Source organism: Tepidiforma thermophila (assembly GCF_002563855.1).
GTDB classification, from domain to species: Bacteria; Chloroflexota; Dehalococcoidia; order Tepidiformales; family Tepidiformaceae; genus Tepidiforma; species Tepidiforma thermophila.
This window is the reverse complement of the sequence record NZ_PDJQ01000001.1, coordinates 1,953,023-1,969,949: the sequence shown is the minus strand read 5'-3', so window position 1 is coordinate 1,969,949 and position 16,927 is coordinate 1,953,023. Positions and strand designations below refer to the sequence as shown.

Annotated in this window: 17 protein-coding genes; 11 read left to right on the top strand and 6 right to left on the bottom strand. The window is 66.7% G+C overall.

The features are described from left to right. The first annotated feature begins 18 nt into the window (after window positions 1-18). The 4 genes from A9A59_RS09535 (at window position 19) to A9A59_RS09520 (ending at window position 4,435) form a co-directional block, all read left to right on the top strand. Window positions 19-588, top strand: coding sequence for a hydrolase (locus A9A59_RS09535; RefSeq protein WP_133117584.1), 570 nt, complete (start codon window positions 19-21; stop codon window positions 586-588). After that, a complete protein-coding gene (locus tag A9A59_RS09530) occupies window positions 585-1,076 on the top strand; it encodes an MgtC/SapB family protein (protein WP_098504049.1) in 492 nt (163 codons plus the stop codon). Before A9A59_RS09535 ends, A9A59_RS09530 begins: the two co-directional genes overlap by 4 nt. 122 nt (window positions 1,077-1,198) lie before the next feature. Then, the gene (gene leuS / locus A9A59_RS09525; protein ID WP_098504048.1) at window positions 1,199-3,643 is read left to right on the top strand and encodes a leucine--tRNA ligase; all 2,445 of its coding nucleotides are present in this window, start codon (window positions 1,199-1,201) and stop codon (window positions 3,641-3,643) included. 138 nt (window positions 3,644-3,781) lie between these two features. Further along, window positions 3,782-4,435: a bactofilin family protein gene (locus tag A9A59_RS09520; protein WP_098504047.1), complete on the top strand. Its 654-nt coding sequence runs from the start codon at window positions 3,782-3,784 to the stop codon at window positions 4,433-4,435. Window positions 4,436-4,900: 465 nt separating this feature from the next. On the opposite strand, the gene A9A59_RS09515 is transcribed toward A9A59_RS09520, so the two are convergent. From A9A59_RS09515 to A9A59_RS09495, 5 genes are read right to left on the bottom strand one after another with little or no spacing between them, the layout of a single operon-like run. Next, complete coding sequence (locus A9A59_RS09515; protein ID WP_098504046.1) at window positions 4,901-5,437, bottom strand: hypothetical protein; 537 nt, start codon at window positions 5,435-5,437, stop codon at window positions 4,901-4,903. A 2-nt stretch (window positions 5,438-5,439) separates the two neighbouring features. Further along, on the bottom strand, window positions 5,440-5,922 hold the full coding sequence (coaD, locus tag A9A59_RS09510) for a pantetheine-phosphate adenylyltransferase (protein ID WP_098504045.1): 483 nt from the start codon (window positions 5,920-5,922) through the stop codon (window positions 5,440-5,442). Further along, window positions 5,919-6,479 (bottom strand): 16S rRNA (guanine(966)-N(2))-methyltransferase RsmD, encoded by a 561-nt coding sequence (gene rsmD, locus A9A59_RS09505; RefSeq protein WP_098504044.1) that lies wholly within the window; start codon window positions 6,477-6,479, stop codon window positions 5,919-5,921. The genes coaD and rsmD overlap by 4 nt, the downstream gene beginning before the upstream one ends. Further along, a complete protein-coding gene (locus A9A59_RS09500; protein ID WP_098504043.1) occupies window positions 6,479-8,182 on the bottom strand; it encodes a glycosyl hydrolase family 18 protein in 1,704 nt (567 codons plus the stop codon). Before A9A59_RS09500 ends, rsmD begins: the two co-directional genes overlap by 1 nt. 33 nt (window positions 8,183-8,215) lie before the next feature. Further along, complete coding sequence (locus A9A59_RS09495) at window positions 8,216-9,427, bottom strand: S1C family serine protease (protein WP_165772635.1); 1,212 nt, start codon at window positions 9,425-9,427, stop codon at window positions 8,216-8,218. 119 nt (window positions 9,428-9,546) lie between these two features. On the opposite strand from A9A59_RS09495, the gene greA reads away from it, so the two are divergent. From greA to sucC, 7 genes are all read left to right on the top strand, one after another. Further along, complete coding sequence (gene greA / locus A9A59_RS09490) at window positions 9,547-10,014, top strand: transcription elongation factor GreA (protein WP_098504041.1); 468 nt, start codon at window positions 9,547-9,549, stop codon at window positions 10,012-10,014. An 86-nt stretch (window positions 10,015-10,100) separates the two neighbouring features. Further along, window positions 10,101-11,558: a lysine--tRNA ligase gene (gene lysS / locus A9A59_RS09485; RefSeq protein WP_098504858.1), complete on the top strand. Its 1,458-nt coding sequence runs from the start codon at window positions 10,101-10,103 to the stop codon at window positions 11,556-11,558. A gap of 3 nt (window positions 11,559-11,561) precedes the next feature. After that, window positions 11,562-12,074, top strand: coding sequence for an NUDIX hydrolase (locus A9A59_RS09480; RefSeq protein WP_098504040.1), 513 nt, complete (start codon window positions 11,562-11,564; stop codon window positions 12,072-12,074). Next, window positions 12,068-13,360: a serine--tRNA ligase gene (serS, locus tag A9A59_RS09475; RefSeq protein ID WP_098504039.1), complete on the top strand. Its 1,293-nt coding sequence runs from the start codon at window positions 12,068-12,070 to the stop codon at window positions 13,358-13,360. The genes A9A59_RS09480 and serS overlap by 7 nt, the downstream gene beginning before the upstream one ends. A gap of 129 nt (window positions 13,361-13,489) precedes the next feature. Further along, a complete protein-coding gene (locus A9A59_RS09470; protein ID WP_098504038.1) occupies window positions 13,490-14,047 on the top strand; it encodes a hypothetical protein in 558 nt (185 codons plus the stop codon). A gap of 86 nt (window positions 14,048-14,133) precedes the next feature. Continuing rightward, window positions 14,134-14,856: a PP2C family protein-serine/threonine phosphatase gene (locus A9A59_RS09465; RefSeq protein ID WP_098504037.1), complete on the top strand. Its 723-nt coding sequence runs from the start codon at window positions 14,134-14,136 to the stop codon at window positions 14,854-14,856. A 48-nt stretch (window positions 14,857-14,904) separates the two neighbouring features. Then, entirely contained in the window at window positions 14,905-16,164 is a 1,260-nt protein-coding gene (sucC, locus tag A9A59_RS09460; RefSeq protein WP_098504036.1) for an ADP-forming succinate--CoA ligase subunit beta, read from the top strand. A gap of 94 nt (window positions 16,165-16,258) precedes the next feature. On the opposite strand, the gene A9A59_RS09455 is transcribed toward sucC, so the two are convergent. Next, window positions 16,259-16,873: an ATP-dependent Clp protease proteolytic subunit gene (locus A9A59_RS09455; protein ID WP_181950242.1), complete on the bottom strand. Its 615-nt coding sequence runs from the start codon at window positions 16,871-16,873 to the stop codon at window positions 16,259-16,261. Between the last annotated feature and the right edge of the window lie 54 nt (window positions 16,874-16,927).

The following is a 16,927-nucleotide window of genomic DNA, read 5'->3' as shown; positions in this document are numbered from 1 at the left end:
TTTGGTATCCTCAGCGGCGTGGCCGGTCAGCGTCGCCGCGTCCTCATTCCCGGGCCAAAGGACGGTGCGGGGCAGCGCCCAGCTGAAGGGAGCGGTCCCGCTTCGCCTGGGGCGCCGGAGACATGCGATTGTCCGGGGCTCGACCCTGCCGACTGGGACGGCGTCGAGAGTGACTGGAACGACATAACGTTTGTTGCCACCACCGTGAACGCGGTCGCTGGGGTGCCGGTGGGATTCGAGAACGCCCGGCGGGCGCTGTTTGACCGCGCCGCAGCGCTTGGTGCAACACTCCCCGAGGGTGCCATGCTCCTCATCGGCGAGGGCCGGTTCCGGCGCCCGCTCCTGCTCGAGGTGGAGGATGTGCCGGACGGGGCGCGCGACGTCGTCCGGCCAGGAGGGGTCGCGTTCACCCGCCTCGTCCATGCGCCCTGGGGCGAGCTTGCGCGCGCCGCCAAACAGCTCCGCACTGAGGCCGAGCAGCGGTACCGGCGTCAGCCCGCAAACCTGTATGCCTGGTATCTCACCTGCCGCATCTGTTCACGTGAGCGGAATTTTGAAACACTCCTCGTTGCGCACTACCCGGCGTGAGCACCGATGACCAGCTGACGCTCTTCGGCCGCGTCGCCCTTGCGCTCGTTCTCGGCGCGCTGGTCGGCCTCGAGCGCGAATTCCGCGGCCACGAAGCCGGCATTCGCACCAACTCGCTCGTCTGCGGCGCTTCGGCGCTCTTCGGCTCCATCTCGCTTGAGCTTGGAGACGACCGGGTTGCCGCCGCGGTCGTCCAGGGGATCGGGTTTATCGGCGCCGGCATCGTCTTCCAGCGCGGGCGGACCGTGCACGGGGTCACGACCGCAGCGACGATTTGGATGATGGCAGCGCTGGGGCTTGCCGTGGCGAGCCGGCTCTATCTGCTCGCCGGCATGGTCGCAGCAACAGTGGTCGTCCTCCTCGAGCTCGCGCCGGTCAGCGACTGGGTGCTCGCCCACTCCCGCAGGCGGGGGTTCATCCACGGCACAGGCCGCTCCCGCCAGGCCGACAGCAGTCATGACGCCGGCGATGGCCCGCCGGTATCATAAGCGTCACCATGCCCTCCGCCTCCTCGCGACTGCTCCTTCGACGGCCCGGCGGCGCCTAGCCGGCCGGGCGTACCGGGCTTACCCTTCGACCAACCCTGGCACCCCAACCGCTGGAGCTGATCATGCCTGATCGCTACGACCCCGCCGTGATCGAACCGAAGTGGCGCGAGCGCTGGCTCGCCGACCGGCTCTACCACGCTCCCGATGACGACCCCCGGCCGAAGTGGTACGCGCTCACGATGTTCCCGTACCCCTCGGGCGATCTTCACACGGGCCACTGGTACGCCATGGCGCCCAGCGATGCCGCCGCCCGCTATCGGCGGATGCTGGGGTACAACGTCCTCTTCCCGATGGGTTTTGATGCGTTCGGGCTGCCTGCGGAAAACGCGGCCATTAAGCGGGGCATCGACCCCAAGGCATGGACGTACGCCAACATCGACCGCATGCGCGGCCAGCTCCGGATGATGGGCGCGTCGTTTGACTGGGACCGTGAGATCATCACGAGCGACCCCGAGTATTACAAGTGGACCCAGTGGTGGTTCCTCAAGTTCTACGAAAAAGGCCTGGCATACCGCGCAGAAGCGGCAGCCAACTGGTGCCCCGGCTGCCAAACCGTTCTGGCAAACGAGCAGGTCATCGATGGGCGCTGTGAGCGCTCTGACGATATCGTCGAACGCCGCTTCCTGACCCAGTGGTTCTTCCGCATCACGGCCTACGCCGAAGAACTGCTCAGGTTCGAGGGCATCGACTGGCCTGAGCGAATCAAAGTCATGCAGACGAACTGGATCGGGCGGTCAGAAGGCGCAACACTCACTTTCCCTGTCGATGTCCCGGGCATCGATGCGCCAATCAGCGTGTTTACGACACGGCCCGACACCGTCTACGGGGCAACGTTCATGGTGCTCGCGCCCGAGCACCCGCTGGTTGAGCGCATTACCACGCCGGAACGCCGCGCCGCCGTCGAGGAGTACCGGGTTTTCACCAGCCGCCAGACGGAAATCGAACGGCTCTCCACGGAAAAGGAGAAGACCGGCGCGTTCACCGGCGCCTACGCCATCAACCCCTTCAACGGACAGCGCATCCCTATCTGGATTGCCGATTACGTGCTGGTCACCTACGGGACCGGCGCGATCATGGCAGTACCCGCCCATGACCAGCGCGACTTCGAATTTGCGCAGAAGTACGGCCTGCCCATTATCCCGGTCTTCGACCACCCGGAAATCGATGTCACGCAGCCGCTGAAGGCGGCGTTCGAGCGCGGCACGAGGATGATTAACTCGGGCCCGTTCGATGGTACGCCGGCGGAAGAAGCCATCAGCCGGGTTATTGCCTACGCCGAAGAGCGCGGCATCGGGAAAGCAACTGTCACCTACCGGCTGCGCGATTGGCTGATCTCCCGGCAGCGCTACTGGGGCGCACCGATTCCCATCATTCACTGCCCGGACCACGGCATTGTGCCGGTCCCCGAGAAGGACCTGCCAGTCCTGCTGCCGGAGAACGTGAAGTTCGACCCCACGGGTCAGTCCCCGCTCACGCAGGTTGAGGAGTGGGTGAACGTGCCGTGTCCGATTGACGGCCGGCCTGCGCGCCGCGAGACGGACACGATGGACACGTTCATGTGCTCCAGCTGGTACCAGATGCGCTACATCGACCCGCACAACGACGAGGCCCCGTTTCGGAAAGAGCTCGCCCGGAAGTGGCTTCCTGTGGACCAGTACACCGGCGGGGCCGAGCACGCGGTCATGCACCTGCTCTACACGCGCTTCTTCTGGAAGGCGGCACGCGACCTGGGCATGGTCGAAGGCGACGAGCCGATGCTCCGGCTGTTCAACCAGGGCGTCATCCTCGGGCCGGACGGCAACCGCATGTCCAAGAGCCGCGGCAATGTTGTGGCGCCCGACGAACAGGTCGCCCAGTGGGGCGCTGACTGCTTCCGCTGCCAGCTGATGTTCGTCGGACCGTGGGACCAGGGCGGGCCGTACAACCCCACGGGCATGGCGGGCATCTCCCGCTGGCTCCACCGCCTCTGGTCGCTCGTGGTTGACCCTGTCGAACTCACCGATGCGCCCGATGCTCCGGCGACCCGGGAGATCCGGCGCATCACCCACAAGACCATCCTGGCCGCCACTCAGGACATTGAGCACTTCCGCTTCAATACGATGATTTCGCGCCTCATGGAGCACTCCTCGGCGCTCCAGCGCGCGCGCGAGGCCGGCCCCGTCGACCGGGCCGCCTGGGAGGAGGGCATCCGTACGGCGCTCCTGCTCACCGCGCCGCTGGCGCCCCACATTACCGAGGAACTTTGGGAGCGGATCGGCGGGCCCTACTCCATCCACCAGCAGCGCTGGCCGGAAGCCGACCCCGAGCTGGCCCGCGATGAGGAGGTGGAGATCGCCGTCCAGGTGAATGGCAAGGTCCGCGACCGGCTTACGGTGCCGGCCGATGCCGACGAGGCGTTCGTCGTCGCCCGCGTCCGCCAGCTTCAGCGTGTCGCTGCCCTGCTCGATGGAAAGGAACCCCGCAAGGTGATCTACGTGCCGGGCAAGCTGGTGAACATCGTCCTTTGATTGCGTTTCGCGCTGAGCTTAGGGTGCGAAATCACGGGGAATTTACATTTGCCGGTGGACGTTCGGTAGCTCCCGCGGTACGTTCGCAGGAGGAGCCTGCGTGCACCCCGCAAGCACGCGGTCCCAGGAGGGCACCGTATGCAAATCAAGAAGAACCCGCCCGCACCCGTCTACCCGGACGCTGTGAGTCGCTATGAGCGGGAGCGCATGGTCCCCGAGGCAGAGCAGCACGGGGACATTTCGACGGAAGCGGTCTACGGCCGCGGAGCAGCTGGCCGGCCCGGGGCCACTGCCCCGCGCGTGGAGGAGCCGCGCAGCGAGGCACCTGCGCGCAGCGAGAGCACCATCGACCGCCACTCGTCGTTCGATGGGCGTTTTGAGACGGAGCAAGATTTGCGCATTGAAGGGGCAATTAGCGGCGAAGTGATCTGCCGCGGCATGCTGACCCTCGAGAAGGATGCCTCCGCCCGGGCCCGTATCCAGGCCCGCGAAGCCGTGGTCAAAGGACGGCTCGAAGGGGATATTGTCTGCTCAGCCCGGCTGACTATCGCCTCGTCGGCAGTGGTGACCGGAACAATCCGCGCCCCAATTCTCGTCGTCGAGGAGGGCGCCTCGATCTCGGGCAATGTCGACACTACCCAGAAATCGAGCGATATCGTTTCCCGGTCTGCGCGGGCCGGAGATGTGGCAGCAACGGCCGAGATGCCCGCTTCCCGGACGGTTCGGCGCGAAGCGCCATCATTTGCGCTGGTATCGAGCGAAGCTGAGCCAGCAACCGCCGACCGGCGCTGAGCGCTCACTCAGGTTCGTCCGGGCCTTAGCCCTGCCATCAGGAAGGGGTTCGCCAGAGCGGCGAACCCCTTCTGTATTGCTCGAATGCTGCAGTTCGCCGTAAAGGCGACGCTCAGGCGACAGTGAAGTACACGACTCCGTCGACGACCCACGTGTTGGCGCTTTTGCCCGTTCGCCTCGCGGCTCGGCTGATGCGCATAGCGATCGAGCGGGGCGTCTCACCCGGGCCCGGAACGAGTTTTCCAACCTTGCCCTGTGGAACCTGTTCCACGTACTTCTCGTACTCACGCATCCGTGCTGCGAGACGGCCCGTTTGCCGTGGCGGACGCGGGGCCTCCGAGTCCCTGATAACTGCGAATTCTGCCATCCAGTCGCCTCCTCGAAATCGTGCGTGAAAAGCCGTGTATACGGGTTGCATGCGCAGGATAGCGACACGCGGACGCAATGACAAAATCGGGAAACGAGTCAGGACTGCTCGCGGTCCAGCTGCTCCAGGTTGTCACGCACCGAGCCGAGGAGCTGGGTGAGAAGCCGTTCGAGCCGCTGGAGCACTTCCCGGGTGTATCGGTTCAGGTTTTCGAGCTCCTGGCGGGTCGCTTCGGCCGCTTCGCTCAGGTGTGCGGCAGCCGTCGCATCGGCCTCAGCGATGATCTGCCTGGCGCGGGCCTCGGCATCCATCAGGAGCTGCTGCGCCCGCTCCTGCGCTGCGCGCGTCAGCGCGTGCTCGTCTATGAGACGAGCGCGCTCCTGCTCGGCCCGTTCGAGCGTCCGTCGCGCGGTCAGATGCGCGTCATCGATAATCTGCTGCCGCGCTTCGAGCACCTGCTGCGCCTGCCGCAGGTCCGCCGGGATGGCGAGGCGGAGCTGGTCGATGAGGTCGAGCAGCCGTCTCCGGTCGATGACGAGGTTGCCCCCGACCGGAAGCCTGCGTGATTCGATGACGAGCTGCTCCAGCCCATCGATCAAATCGAGAAATTCGAGCTGAGGCCCTTCCGGGCTCACGGTTACTCCTGCCCGAGCTTCCGGCGAAGCGCCGCGCGGACGTGCGGCGGGACAAGGTCGGCAACGTCATACCCCAGCCGCGATACCTCGCGGATGCGGCTCGCGCTGATGTACAGGAACTCCTGGTTGGCCATCAGGAAGACGGACTCGAGGTGTGGGGCCATTTTCCGGTTCATCATCGCCATGTCGAACTCCACCTCGAAGTCGCTCACCGCCCGGATGCCGCGCACAATGGCAACCGCACCCTTGCGCTTGGCGAATTCGACAGTCATCTCGTCGAAGCCCTCGACCTCGACGGTCGGGAGATTGGCCACCGCCTGCTTCACCATGTCGATCCGCTCTTCCCAGGTGAACATCGTCGCCTTATCCCGCCCCTTCACGACGGCGACGATCACGCGGTCGAACAGGTGGGTCATGCGTACGATGAGGTCGAGGTGACCGTTGGTGACCGGGTCGAACCCGCCCGGGTAGACTGCAATCCTCATTCGCCCTCCAGGTGGCCGTAAAACGCGACGGCGGTGTCGCCGTAGGTGCGCCGGTCAAGGAGCTGGAGCCCACGTGGCCGCACCGGCGGATTGTACCGGCTTCCATGCTCGAAGACGATCCGCCCGCCGGGCGCCAGGAGCGGGCTGAGCCGCACCAGCACCTCCTCCCTGGCCGGGTCGTCGTAGGGCGGGTCCATGAAGACCAGGTCGAAGGTGCCTTCGAGGCGGTCGAGCGCCGCGGGGAGCCGACCGCGGAGGACGGTCCCCTGAGCCGAGAAGCCCGCACGGGCGAGACTCTGGAGGATGGCGTCGACACAGGCAGCATCGCCTTCGAGGAACGTAGCGTGCGCTGCGCCGCGACTCAGGGCTTCGATGCCCAGGGCACCGGTCCCAGCATACAGGTCGAGCACGCGGGCACCGCGGACGCTCTCGCCGAGAATATTGAAGACTGCCTCGCGGACGAGGCCGGAGGTGGGCCGCAAGCGGACACCGCGAGGCTCAACCAGCGGCACCCCGCGGGCACTGCCTCCGGCGATGCGGACACCCTTGCCGGCCATCAGTTGCCTGCCGTCGGAGAGGGGGTCGTGGTCGCGGCCTGCCGGGGCCGGACAACCACGTCGACCGAATTCTCGAAGAGTGCCGCCCCGTCGCTCAAGGTCAGGGAGATGGTGTACGTGCCCGGTTCGGACGGCGTGAACCACCGCGCCGACCCGCGGCCGGTGTCTTCGATTGTGCCGCCGCTGACCGACCATTTCGGCTTCAGGTCCTCGGCGTTCGGCTGCATAAGGGTCGGGAGGCCGCTGGTGACGAACGGGACGAGCGCCGGCCAGATGTCCCCGAGGAGAACGTTCTCCGAAGCATCCTCAATGGCGACGCCACCCAGCCGGAAGGTCGGGATGAGCTCCAGCTTGAAGCCGATACTGAAAACGTTCTCGAGGTAAATCGTGCGGCTGCCGCCGCCCTGTGCCTGTTTGTAGCTGAACGCCACCGTCGCTGTCTCCGGGTACCAGCGGATGCCGGTGAGCCCCTCGTCGCGGTCGATGTTGGTGCCCGCGACGTCCACCTGGGTACTGACGGTGATCGCCTCGGCCTGTGCGCGAATCGAGATGCGCGTCGCGATGTTCATGGCATCGATCAGGGTGAGCCGGTTAATCGTTTCGCCGCCTGTTTCAGTCGCGTAGGGGGAAACGGTCAGCACCAGCTTTGAGGGCTGCACGCGCCCGGTCAGGAAGGCAAGCACCTCAGGCATCACCAGCCGGAACGTCGCCTGGTCGCGATAGGGGGCGATTTTGATCAGGTCCACGCGTTCGGCAATTGCCTGGTAGTCGTAGGCCCCTTCGTCGATGCGGTTCTGCGTCTTGATCGGCGAAGGCAGCGTCACGGTCACTTTCTTCCCCTGCGCATGGAGCACCTCGGCAAGCTCGCCGATGAAGAGCGTGAACGACGTGCGCTGGGTGGCGGGCAGGTCCAGGTAGGCGATGTCGATGCCATTGACGCCGGCTTCGTTGACCTTCGCGACGATCTGCTGGACGTGATTCGTCCGCGAGCGGGCATCGGCCAGCAGCGACTCGACGACGGCGACCTGCCCCGGGACCGATGCATTCGCAGCGATGACGGGATACACCTCGTAGGTCGAGCTTTTCGGAATAGTCCGGCTGAGTTCGCCCGCGACGCCGCCGTCGGCCGACGGCGCGAAGTCGATGGGGTGGACAATGGTCACGTGCGGGATGGCCTGCTGGTTGAGCGTGGCGTTGTGCGGCAGGTAGGCCACCACCTCGCCGGCCGGGGTGTTCCGCCGCAGCACCGCGATGACGGCCGGCGCGTCCTTGAAGGTGCCGGTGACCACCGCACCCTGCGCATCGGGCACCGCCGGGGCGACCGGCTCCCAGCGCTTCGCTACCTCGTCATACCGGAAAAAGCTGAGCATGCGCCCGTCGGTGGCCGGTTTCAGCAGGGCAGCCTGCACCTGCAGGTCGAACCCGGGCTGCGTTGCCTGCACCTTCGGGTTCAACTCGAAGATTCGAGAGGCGAACTCGTAGCCGTCCGGGGCTGCGATGTTCCGGTCCGACGGGCAGTAGACCTCAACACAGTCGCCGCCCCCGCACAGGCGGCCGTATCCAAACCACCCGAGCAGCGCGACGCCCACGAGGATGGCGGCGAGCGCGGCGACGCGGGCTGTCGGCCGCTGCCCGGGCCGGCCCCCAAAGACCTGGTTGCCGCCGCCTGCTCCCCAGGGCAGGCGGCTGCCCCCTCGCATCATCGGCGTGGGTGCTCCGCATGGGCGTTGAGCTGGCTATGACCGTCTCGCAAGTCGGACCTCGGTCTCGATTATGCGGCCATTCCGATTGAGGACAACCTTCACCGTTTCGCCCGGCTGATGCTTCGCCAGCGCGTTCAGCAGCGGGGTTTGCGCGTCGACCGCGGTGTCGCCGACCCGCACGATGACGTCGCCGGCCCGGACCCCTGCCTGCGCGGCAGCCCCACCCTGGGCAACTGCCAGGACGACCGCGCCGGTGCTGGTCGGCAGCGCAGGCAGGCGCGCTGCCACCTCGTCGTTCAGATCGAGGTGCTCCAGCTGGAGTGATGGCCGGGCGATCGGGCCGCGAGCGGCGATGATCAGGTTGGCGATCTCCATTACCCGGCGCGACGGTATGGCGAAAGCCACGCCCTCAACCGGCTGCCCGCCGTTCGACTGGCGCAGGATCGTCGTCGGCATGCCCACCAGCTGCCCTGCCAGGTTCACCAGCGCGCCGCCGCTGTTGCCGCTGTTGATTGCCGCATCGGTCTGGATGATGTCGTCGTGGCGCATGCCGTCGAGCACGCGGGACCTGTTCAGCCCGCTGACGACCCCGACCGTCACCGACCCGTAGAGCTCGCCGAGCGGGTTGCCGATTGCCAGGACCGTTTCCCCCGGCTCGAGCTCGGCCGAATCCCCGACTTCGATGACGGAAAGGCCAACCGGGGCCACCTGGAGGACTGCAATGTCGTTGAACGGGTAGTCGTGCCCGATGAGTACCGCGGGGCGCTCGCTCCCATCCGCAAACACCACCTTCAGCTGGTCGGTCCCCATGACGACGTGAGCGTTGGTCACGATGTACCCCTCGGCGCTCACGACGACGCCGCTTCCCACGTCGAGGCTCCGCCGGGTCGCGCTTTCAACGCGGACGACTGCCGGGCTTGCCTTCCGTGCTGCGGCTGTGATTGCGGTCGTCAGGTCGAGGTCGAGGGAGCCCCCCGCCTCTCCGCGCGATACGTCGCCAGCCACGGGATCGTCGTCGAGACGCGCGGCGATCAGCCCGCCCGCGAGGCCACCGGTAATTGCCCCGACGACCAGCCCGGCGATGCCGACGATCAGCGCTGGCCGCCACCGGCGGTCGCCCTGCGGTGCGGGCGGAGCCGGTGGCGGGCTGGGCGGAGGCTCTGCCGCCGGGGACCGCAGTGCGGGCTCGGACGGTGGCCGCCAGACTGTCCCACTGGTGCCGGATTCCCCCGGTCCGGTCGTCATATGGTCACGCATCTCCCAAATTGCCGCCGGACGAGCGCCATCGGTATACTTCGGCGGGAACTGAGGCAACGCGCGGCCTCAGTTCCTTTGTTCTCGCGCGGTATTGGCTAGGGTACGACATGACTGATAAGCCCGTTCCACTGACCCGTGAAGGAAAAGCAAAGCTTGAGCAGGAGCTTGAACAGCTGAGGATTCGGCGTCGCGAAGTCGCGGAGCTCATCCATAACGCGCAGGAGCAGGGCTCAAGCCAGGCTGACGCCGAGTACGATGATGCGAAGCTCGAGCAGGGCCGCGTCGAGGGCCGGATTCTCGAGATTGAGGACATCCTCCGCCGCGCCAAGATCATCGATGAGGAGGCCGCACATGCGGCCGGGCGGGTTGTGGTCGGCTCCACCGTCGAGGTCGACCAGGACGGTACCATCCGCACCTACAAGATCGTCGGCCCTCCAGAGGCCGACCCGCTCAACGGGAAGATTTCCAATGATTCCCCGGTTGGCACGGCCCTGCTGGGGAAGGCCGTCGGCGATGTTGTCTCGGTGAATGTTCCCAAAGGGGTCATCAAGCTCAAGGTGCTGAAGATCGACTGACGCCGCGGTCGAGCGCACAATTCCAGCTGCGACGGGCCGCCAGGACGCGGCCCGTCGTCGTGAAGGAGCCGTTCGTGGATGAACTGATGGCGCAGCGGCTGGCGAAGCTCGAGGAGCTCCGCCGCCTCGGCATCGACCCGTACCCCCCGCGATGGGAGCGTTCCCATACCTCCCGCGAGGTGGTCGCGATGGTCGAGTCCCTGCCCGCCGACCAGTCTGAAGCGGCAGGCGTGACGGTCCGCGTTGCCGGCCGCGTCGTCGCGCGGCGGGACATGGGCAAGGCGACGTTTATGGACCTCCTCGATGGGTACGGCCGGCTCCAGGTCCTTCTCCGCGCCAACACCACGGATCGATACGACCTGCTGCGGCTCGTCGACCTCGGCGACTTCATCGGCGTGACCGGCACGCCCATCCGCACCCGGACGGGACAGCCGACGGTCCAGGCGTCGACCTGGACCATGCTGGCCAAAGCGCTCCATGCGCCCCCCGAGAAGTACCACGGGCTCTCCGACCCCGACCTGCGCCAGCGACGCCGCTACCTCGACCTGATGGCCAACGAGGAAACCCGGCGCGTCTTCGAAATCCGCAGCCGCACGGTCGCCGCAATCCGGCGGTTCTTGGACGACCGTGGCTTCCTCGAGGTCGAGACGCCGATCCTGCAGGTGAGCGAGGGCGGTGCGGCGGCCCGCCCGTTCGTCACGCACTTCAATGCCCTCGATGAGCCCCGCGTTCTCCGCATCAGCCTCGAGCTCCATCTGAAGCGGCTGCTCGTGGGCGGCTTCGAGCGCGTCTACGAAATCGGTCGGAACTTCCGGAACGAAGGGATGAGCTTTAAGCACAATCCCGAATTCACGATGCTCGAATCCTACGAGGCGTACGCGGACTACAACGACGTAGCCGAGATGACCGAGGAGATGATCAGCACCGTTGCGCGCCAGGTGCTCGGCACCACCGTCATTGAGTTCCGCGGCCACCAGATCGATCTTGCGCCGCCGTGGCGCCGGATGACCTTCATCGAGGCGCTTCGCGAATTCGGCGGCCCCGATCTCGAGGCGATTACCGACTCCGACACCCTGCGTGACGAGCTCCGCCGCCGCGGGCTCCCGGTCACCGACCAGATGGGGTACGGCAAGCTCGCCGACGAAGCGATGTCCCACTACGTCGAGCCGAACCTCATCCAGCCGACATTCCTCCTCGATTACCCGGTCGAGCTTTCGCCGCTCGCCAAGCGCAAGCCCGAAAACCCGCGCCTCGTCGAGCGGTTTGAGTGCTTTATTGCCGGGTTCGAATGCGGGAATGCCTACACCGAACTGAACGATCCGCTCGATCAGCGGCAGCGGTTCGAACAGCAGCTGGCACTCAAGGCGGCGGGTGATGAAGAAGTCGAGCTGGTCGATGAAGATTTCCTCTTCGCGCTCGAACACGGCATGCCGCCAACCGGCGGATTCGGCATGGGGGTCGACCGCCTGGTGATGCTGCTCACCGGACAGCCGTCCATCCGCGAGGTCATCCTCTTCCCGCCGGTGCGGGCGCGCGAGGACTGACGCGTGGAGCCGCTCGAACGGCACCACACCGCGACGGCCTACATCGTTGCCGGAGGCCGAACCCTGCTCCTCTGGCATCGGGGCCTGCGCATGTGGCTTCCACCGGGCGGCCACCTCGAGCCAAACGAAGACCCCGTGCAGGGCGCCATCCGCGAGGCGCGGGAGGAAGCCGGGCTTGCCGTGGAAGTCATCCCCCCGCCGGGGCTTATCGCCGTCGAGCGGCCGCTGGTGCTGCCGCCGCCCGCGGTCATCCTCATCGAGGACATCGTCCGGTCCGACCAGCCGTTCCACCAGCACATCGACCACGTCTATTTCACTGCGGCCCTCGAGCAGGTTGATTTTGAGGCGCCGGTGCCGCACGGCCCGCATCGCTGGGTCACGCTTCAGGATCTGCGCATCGCGGTTGCGCTCCCGGAACCCGGTGGTACGCTCGTCCCCGTTGCCGAGGACGTCCGCCTCCTCGGCATTCGCGCCATCGAGGCAGCCGCGAATCGCGGGAGCGTACCCGGATGCTGAGCCTGCAATTCATCCGTGAAAACACCGACCGCGTCCGACGCGACATGCTGCTCAGGAATGCGGATGTCAACATCGATCGCATTCTCCAGCTTGATGAGCAGCGGCGAGCGCTCCTCCAGCAGGTCGAGAGTCTCCGGGCAAAGCGCAACGCCGCGAGCAAGGCCATCGGTGCGTCCAAAGATCCGGCCGAGCGCGAAGCCCGTATCGCTGAAATGCGCCTCGTCGGTGACGAAATCGAGCGGCTGGAGGGCAAGCTCCGCTCCATTGAAGACGAGCTCCAGCGGCGTCTCTACGAGGTCCCAAACATCATCGATGAATCCGTTCCCCGGGGCCCGGACGAGACCTCGAATGTCGTCGTTGAAACCGTCGGTGAGCCCCGGGAGTTCGACTTCGTTCCGCGGCCGCACTGGGAACTCGGCGTCATCGTCGATGGGCTGGACATTGAGCGCGGCGCGAAGATGTCGGGCTCGCGGTTCTACGTCCTCAAAGGTCCGCTCGCCCGGCTGCAGCGTGCGCTCATCCAGTTCATGCTCGACGAGCACGTCGCCGCCGGGTTCACGGAAGCGTATGTGCCGTACATGCTCTCCGAGGCGTCGCTGCTCGCCTCCGGCCAGCTGCCGAAATTCCGGGATAACCTGTACCGCGACGCCGAGGAGGACTTCTATTTCATCCCTACCGCCGAAGTCGCACTCGTGAACTACCACCGCGACGAGATCATCCCGCCCGGCCAGCTGCCGCAGCGGTTCGTCGCCCATACGCCCTGCTTTCGTCGCGAAAAGATGAGCGCCGGCCGCGACGTGCGCGGCATCAAGCGCGGCCACCAGTTCGAGAAGGTCGAGATGTTCGTCTATTGCGAGCCGGAGGCCAGCCCCGCCGAGTTCGACCTGCTCGTGAGCCGGGCGAAGCACATCGCCGCAGCGCTCGAGCTGCCGCACCGGGTGGTCGCGCTGTGCAGCGGCGACCTCGGGTTCAACGCTGCGCGGACGTTCGATCTTGAGGTTTGGGCCCCCGGCCAGGGCGAGTGGCTGGAAGTCAGCTCGGCCTCCAACTGCCTGGATTTCCAGGCGCGGCGCGCCAACATCCGCTACCGCCCGGCCCCGGACGCGCCGCTCCGCCACCCGCATATGCTCAATGCATCGGGCCTTGCGCTCCCGCGGACCGTGATCGCAGTGATGGAAAACTACCAGCAGCCCGACGGGAGCATCGTCATCCCGGAACCGCTGCGCCGGTACATGAATGCCGACGTGATCCCGGCGGTAACTCCTTTGCCGCCGCAGCGGGATTGACCACGGCTTTACTTCTGTTCACGTTTCACACGCAAATTACACAACCGCGATCTCATCCAGTTCACCGGAACATTTCCCGGGCGCACACTCGTCTCCAGCACCAGATCCGAGCGTCACTGGAGGAATGGCATGCGCATCTTCAAGTTCGCCGCGGGCGCTGCACTTGTCGCAGCGCTCCTCCTCGGGAGTCTCGCCTCCGCCGGAGGCGCGCTGGCACAGTCGCCGCCGGAGCCGCCGTCGCGGTTCGCCGGGACGGTGACCATTGACGGCCAGCCCGCCCCCGCGGGGACAGCCATCGAGGCCCGGGTTGGCAGCGCCAGCTGCGGGGTGACAACCGTCTTCCTGCAGGGCGGGCAGGCCCGCTATGTCATCGACGTCGCCAGCGCGGCAGCCCAACCCAACTGCGGGACGCCGGGCGCGACCGTCACGTTCATCGTTGGCGGAGCCCCTGCGCCCCAGACCGGTTCGTGGCGCAACTACGAGCTGGCGCAACTCGACCTCGCGCTGACGAGGTCCACTCCGACCCCGGCGGTCTCCCCATCGCCGACGCCGACGCCGCGGCCGCCGGTGGCGGGCACATCCACGTCGGCGGCCGACGCCCCGAGCGCCTGGTGGCTGGTGGCCATGGCCGGTCTCGGCGCGCTCGGGTTTGCCGGCATGGGCTGGGCCGCCTCGCGGCGCGACTGACCGGCCCGCGTGACGCAGTTCGAACCCCGAACGTAACTGGACTGCCCCGGTCGCCGCAGGCAACCGGGGCAGTATCATTTTCAGCCATGACGGACGTTCAACATGGCCGGGCCGGCTCCATTGAGTGGGCTGCGGCGACGGATATCGGGCGCCGGCGGGACGAAAACCAGGACGCCTGGCTGGCCGAGGAGACGCCAGCCGGGCTGCTCCTCGGCGTGGCTGACGGGATGGGCGGTCACCCGAACGGGGCCTGGGCCAGCCGCTATGCCCTCGCCCTGTTTGCACAAGGCGTGCGGGCAAAAGGCGCGCGGGCTGCGGCCCCGAATCGCGTCGACCTCGGGCGGGTCGCCAGGGAAACCAACGCCAACCTCCGCCGCGAGGCGGCCCGGATTGGCACGCCCGGGGCCGGAACCACGCTGGTCGCAGCACTCATCCAGTCCAATCGCGTTCGCTGGGTCAACGTTGGAGACAGCCGGTTATACGTTGCGGCTGACGAGGAGCTGCTGCAGATTAGCCACGACCACAATCTTGCCGCGGGGCCGGGCGGGGACCCGCGGCTCGCCAACATCTTGACCCGCTGCCTCGGATCGGATACGGCCGAGCCGGATGTCGGTGTGGTTAAGCTCGGCGCCGGGGTCCTCCTCGCCACCGACGGGCTTTACCTGCTCGTGCCCGAAGGGTCACTTCGCGATGCCCTGGCCGCGCCGGTCCTCGCAGAGGCCGCTGAGTGGTTGGTTGAGCTCGCCAACGACGCCGGCGGGCCCGACAACATCACCGTCCTCCTGGCCCGGCCGATAGCTACCGGCTAGCGCCGGGAGGCGGTACGCTTCCTCCCGCAATCCCTACCGGAGCACCCCATGAAGCTTCATGAGTATCAGGCGCGCGACCTGCTCGCGAAAAACGGCGTGCCGGTGACGGCAGGCCGCGTGGCTGCCACCCCGGCCGAGGCGCGGAAGATCGCCGAAGAACTCGGCGGCAAGGTCGTCGTCAAGGCCCAAATCCACGCGGGCGGCCGCGGCAAGGGCCGCCTCGTTGAACAGGCGGAGACCGCGGAGATGTACCAGAAACTGGTCTCCGACCCGGAGAACTACTCGGGCAAGGTCCGCGGCGACCGGGTCGGCGGTGTGCGGCTCGCCGACACCCCAGAAGAGGCCGAGCAGGCCGCCGCCGCCATCCTCGGGAAGTACCTCGTCTCTATTCAGACCGGCCCTGAAGGCAAGCTCGTCAAGCACGTGCTCGTCGCCGAGCAGACCGACATCGCGAAGGAGTACTACCTCGCCGCCATTATCGATGGCATGCAGGGCTGCCCGCTGATCATGGCCTCGGCCGAGGGTGGGCAGGAGATCGAGGTCGTCGCGCACCGAAATCCCGAGGCGATCGTTCGAATGCCCGTTCCCCCTGCTGCCGGCTACTCGCCGTACATCGGCCGAACGCTCGCCGCGCGCCTCGGCTTCACCGGCGACCAGGCCGACCAGTTCGGCCGCGTGGTTGAGGGCCTCTACCGGACGCTGATGGCCACCGATGCCAGCCTTGTCGAGATCAACCCGCTCGCCCTCACGACCGATGGCCGGGTCGTCGCCGTCGATGCCAAGCTCAACATCGACGACAACGCGCTCTTCCGCCAGAAGGAGCTTGCCGCCATGCGCGACCTCGACGAGGAGGACCCGCTCGAGGTCAAGGCCCAGCAGCTGGGCGTCGCCAACTTCATCAAACTCGACGGCAACATCGGCTGCATCGTGAACGGCGCGGGCCTCGCTATGGCGACGATGGATACTATCAAGCTGGCGGGCGGCGAACCGGCGAACTTCCTTGACATCGGCACGGTCAATGACCCGCAGCGCGTGGTCAACGCCATGAAGGTTATCCTCGAGGACCCGGCCGTGAAGGCGATCCTGGTGAACATCTTCGGCGGCATGGCCCGGGTCGACATCATCGCCCAGGGCGTCATCGAGGCGCACCGGCAGATGAAGATCGACGTTCCGGTCGTGATGCGGCTGGTCGGGACGAACCTTGCCGAAGGCGAGCAACTGATTCAGGAGTCCGGGCTCCCGCTCATCCGGGCGAACGGCCTGTTCGAAGCGGCGAAGAAGGCCGTGGAGGCCGCGAACGCGGCCTGAGCCGCCCGGTCCCGGTTCGCGGCACAACGAGGGCGCTCCGTTCGGAGCGCCCTCGTTGCATGCGCGATGCGCAGGGTCCGGGCTGGTGACCGTCTCAGCCCGCAGCGATTTTCCCGTTCGGGCTCCCTTCGCCCTTGGGCGGCCGGTCGAGGATTTCGTCGATCAGGCCGTACTCCTTGGCCGCAGGCGGGTCCAGCCAGAAGTCGCGGTCGGTGTCCTGTTCGATCTTCTCCATCGGCTGACCGGTCCGCTCCTGAATGATGGTGCGAAGCACGCGCTGGAGGCGGAGCGTCTCGCGGGCCTGGATTTCGATATCGCGGGCCTGACCCTGGGCGCCGCCGAGCACCTGGTGCAGGTGAATGGTGCTGTGCGGAAGCGCGTACCGCTTGCCTTTGGCGCCCGAGCAGAGGATGACTGTGCCCATGCTGGCCGCAAGGCCCATGCACAGCGTGGAAACCTGCGGGCGGATAAGGTTCATGGTGTCGTAGATGGCCAGCCCCGCCGTCACGCTCCCGCCCGGGCAGTTGATGTACATCATGATGTCCTTCTCATCATCCTCGCGGGCAAGATAGAGAAGCTGGGCGACGACGAGGTTCGCGACCATCGCATCGATCGGGGTGCCGAGGAAGACGATCCGCTCCTTCAGCAGGAGCGAGTAGATGTCGTAGGCGCGCTCCCGCCGTCCGTCGCTCTCGATCACGAACGGCATGATGTCCTGCGGCCGAACGATATCGGCGTCCGGACGCTTCCCGGCGACGAGTTC

Excerpts from the sequence above, each read along its gene's own strand:
- A9A59_RS09465 (WP_098504037.1), top strand. The coding sequence starts at position 14,134 with ATGACGGACGTTCAACATGGCCGGGCCGGCTCCATTGAGTGGGCTGCG.
- A9A59_RS09520 (WP_098504047.1), top strand. The coding sequence starts at position 3,782 with ATGCAAATCAAGAAGAACCCGCCCGCACCCGTCTACCCGGACGCTGTG.
- A9A59_RS09470 (WP_098504038.1), top strand. The coding sequence starts at position 13,490 with ATGCGCATCTTCAAGTTCGCCGCGGGCGCTGCACTTGTCGCAGCGCTC.
- A9A59_RS09455 (WP_181950242.1), bottom strand. The coding sequence starts at position 16,873 with ATGCCGTTCGTGATCGAGAGCGACGGACGGCGGGAGCGCGCCTACGAC.
- serS (WP_098504039.1), top strand. The coding sequence starts at position 12,068 with ATGCTGAGCCTGCAATTCATCCGTGAAAACACCGACCGCGTCCGACGC.
- A9A59_RS09500 (WP_098504043.1), bottom strand. The coding sequence starts at position 8,182 with ATGATGCGAGGGGGCAGCCGCCTGCCCTGGGGAGCAGGCGGCGGCAAC.
- lysS (WP_098504858.1), top strand. The coding sequence starts at position 10,101 with ATGGCGCAGCGGCTGGCGAAGCTCGAGGAGCTCCGCCGCCTCGGCATC.
- sucC (WP_098504036.1), top strand. The coding sequence starts at position 14,905 with ATGAAGCTTCATGAGTATCAGGCGCGCGACCTGCTCGCGAAAAACGGC.
- rsmD (WP_098504044.1), bottom strand. The coding sequence starts at position 6,479 with ATGGCCGGCAAGGGTGTCCGCATCGCCGGAGGCAGTGCCCGCGGGGTG.
- A9A59_RS09495 (WP_165772635.1), bottom strand. The coding sequence starts at position 9,427 with ATGACGACCGGACCGGGGGAATCCGGCACCAGTGGGACAGTCTGGCGG.
- leuS (WP_098504048.1), top strand. The coding sequence starts at position 1,199 with ATGCCTGATCGCTACGACCCCGCCGTGATCGAACCGAAGTGGCGCGAG.
- greA (WP_098504041.1), top strand. The coding sequence starts at position 9,547 with ATGACTGATAAGCCCGTTCCACTGACCCGTGAAGGAAAAGCAAAGCTT.
- coaD (WP_098504045.1), bottom strand. The coding sequence starts at position 5,922 with ATGAGGATTGCAGTCTACCCGGGCGGGTTCGACCCGGTCACCAACGGT.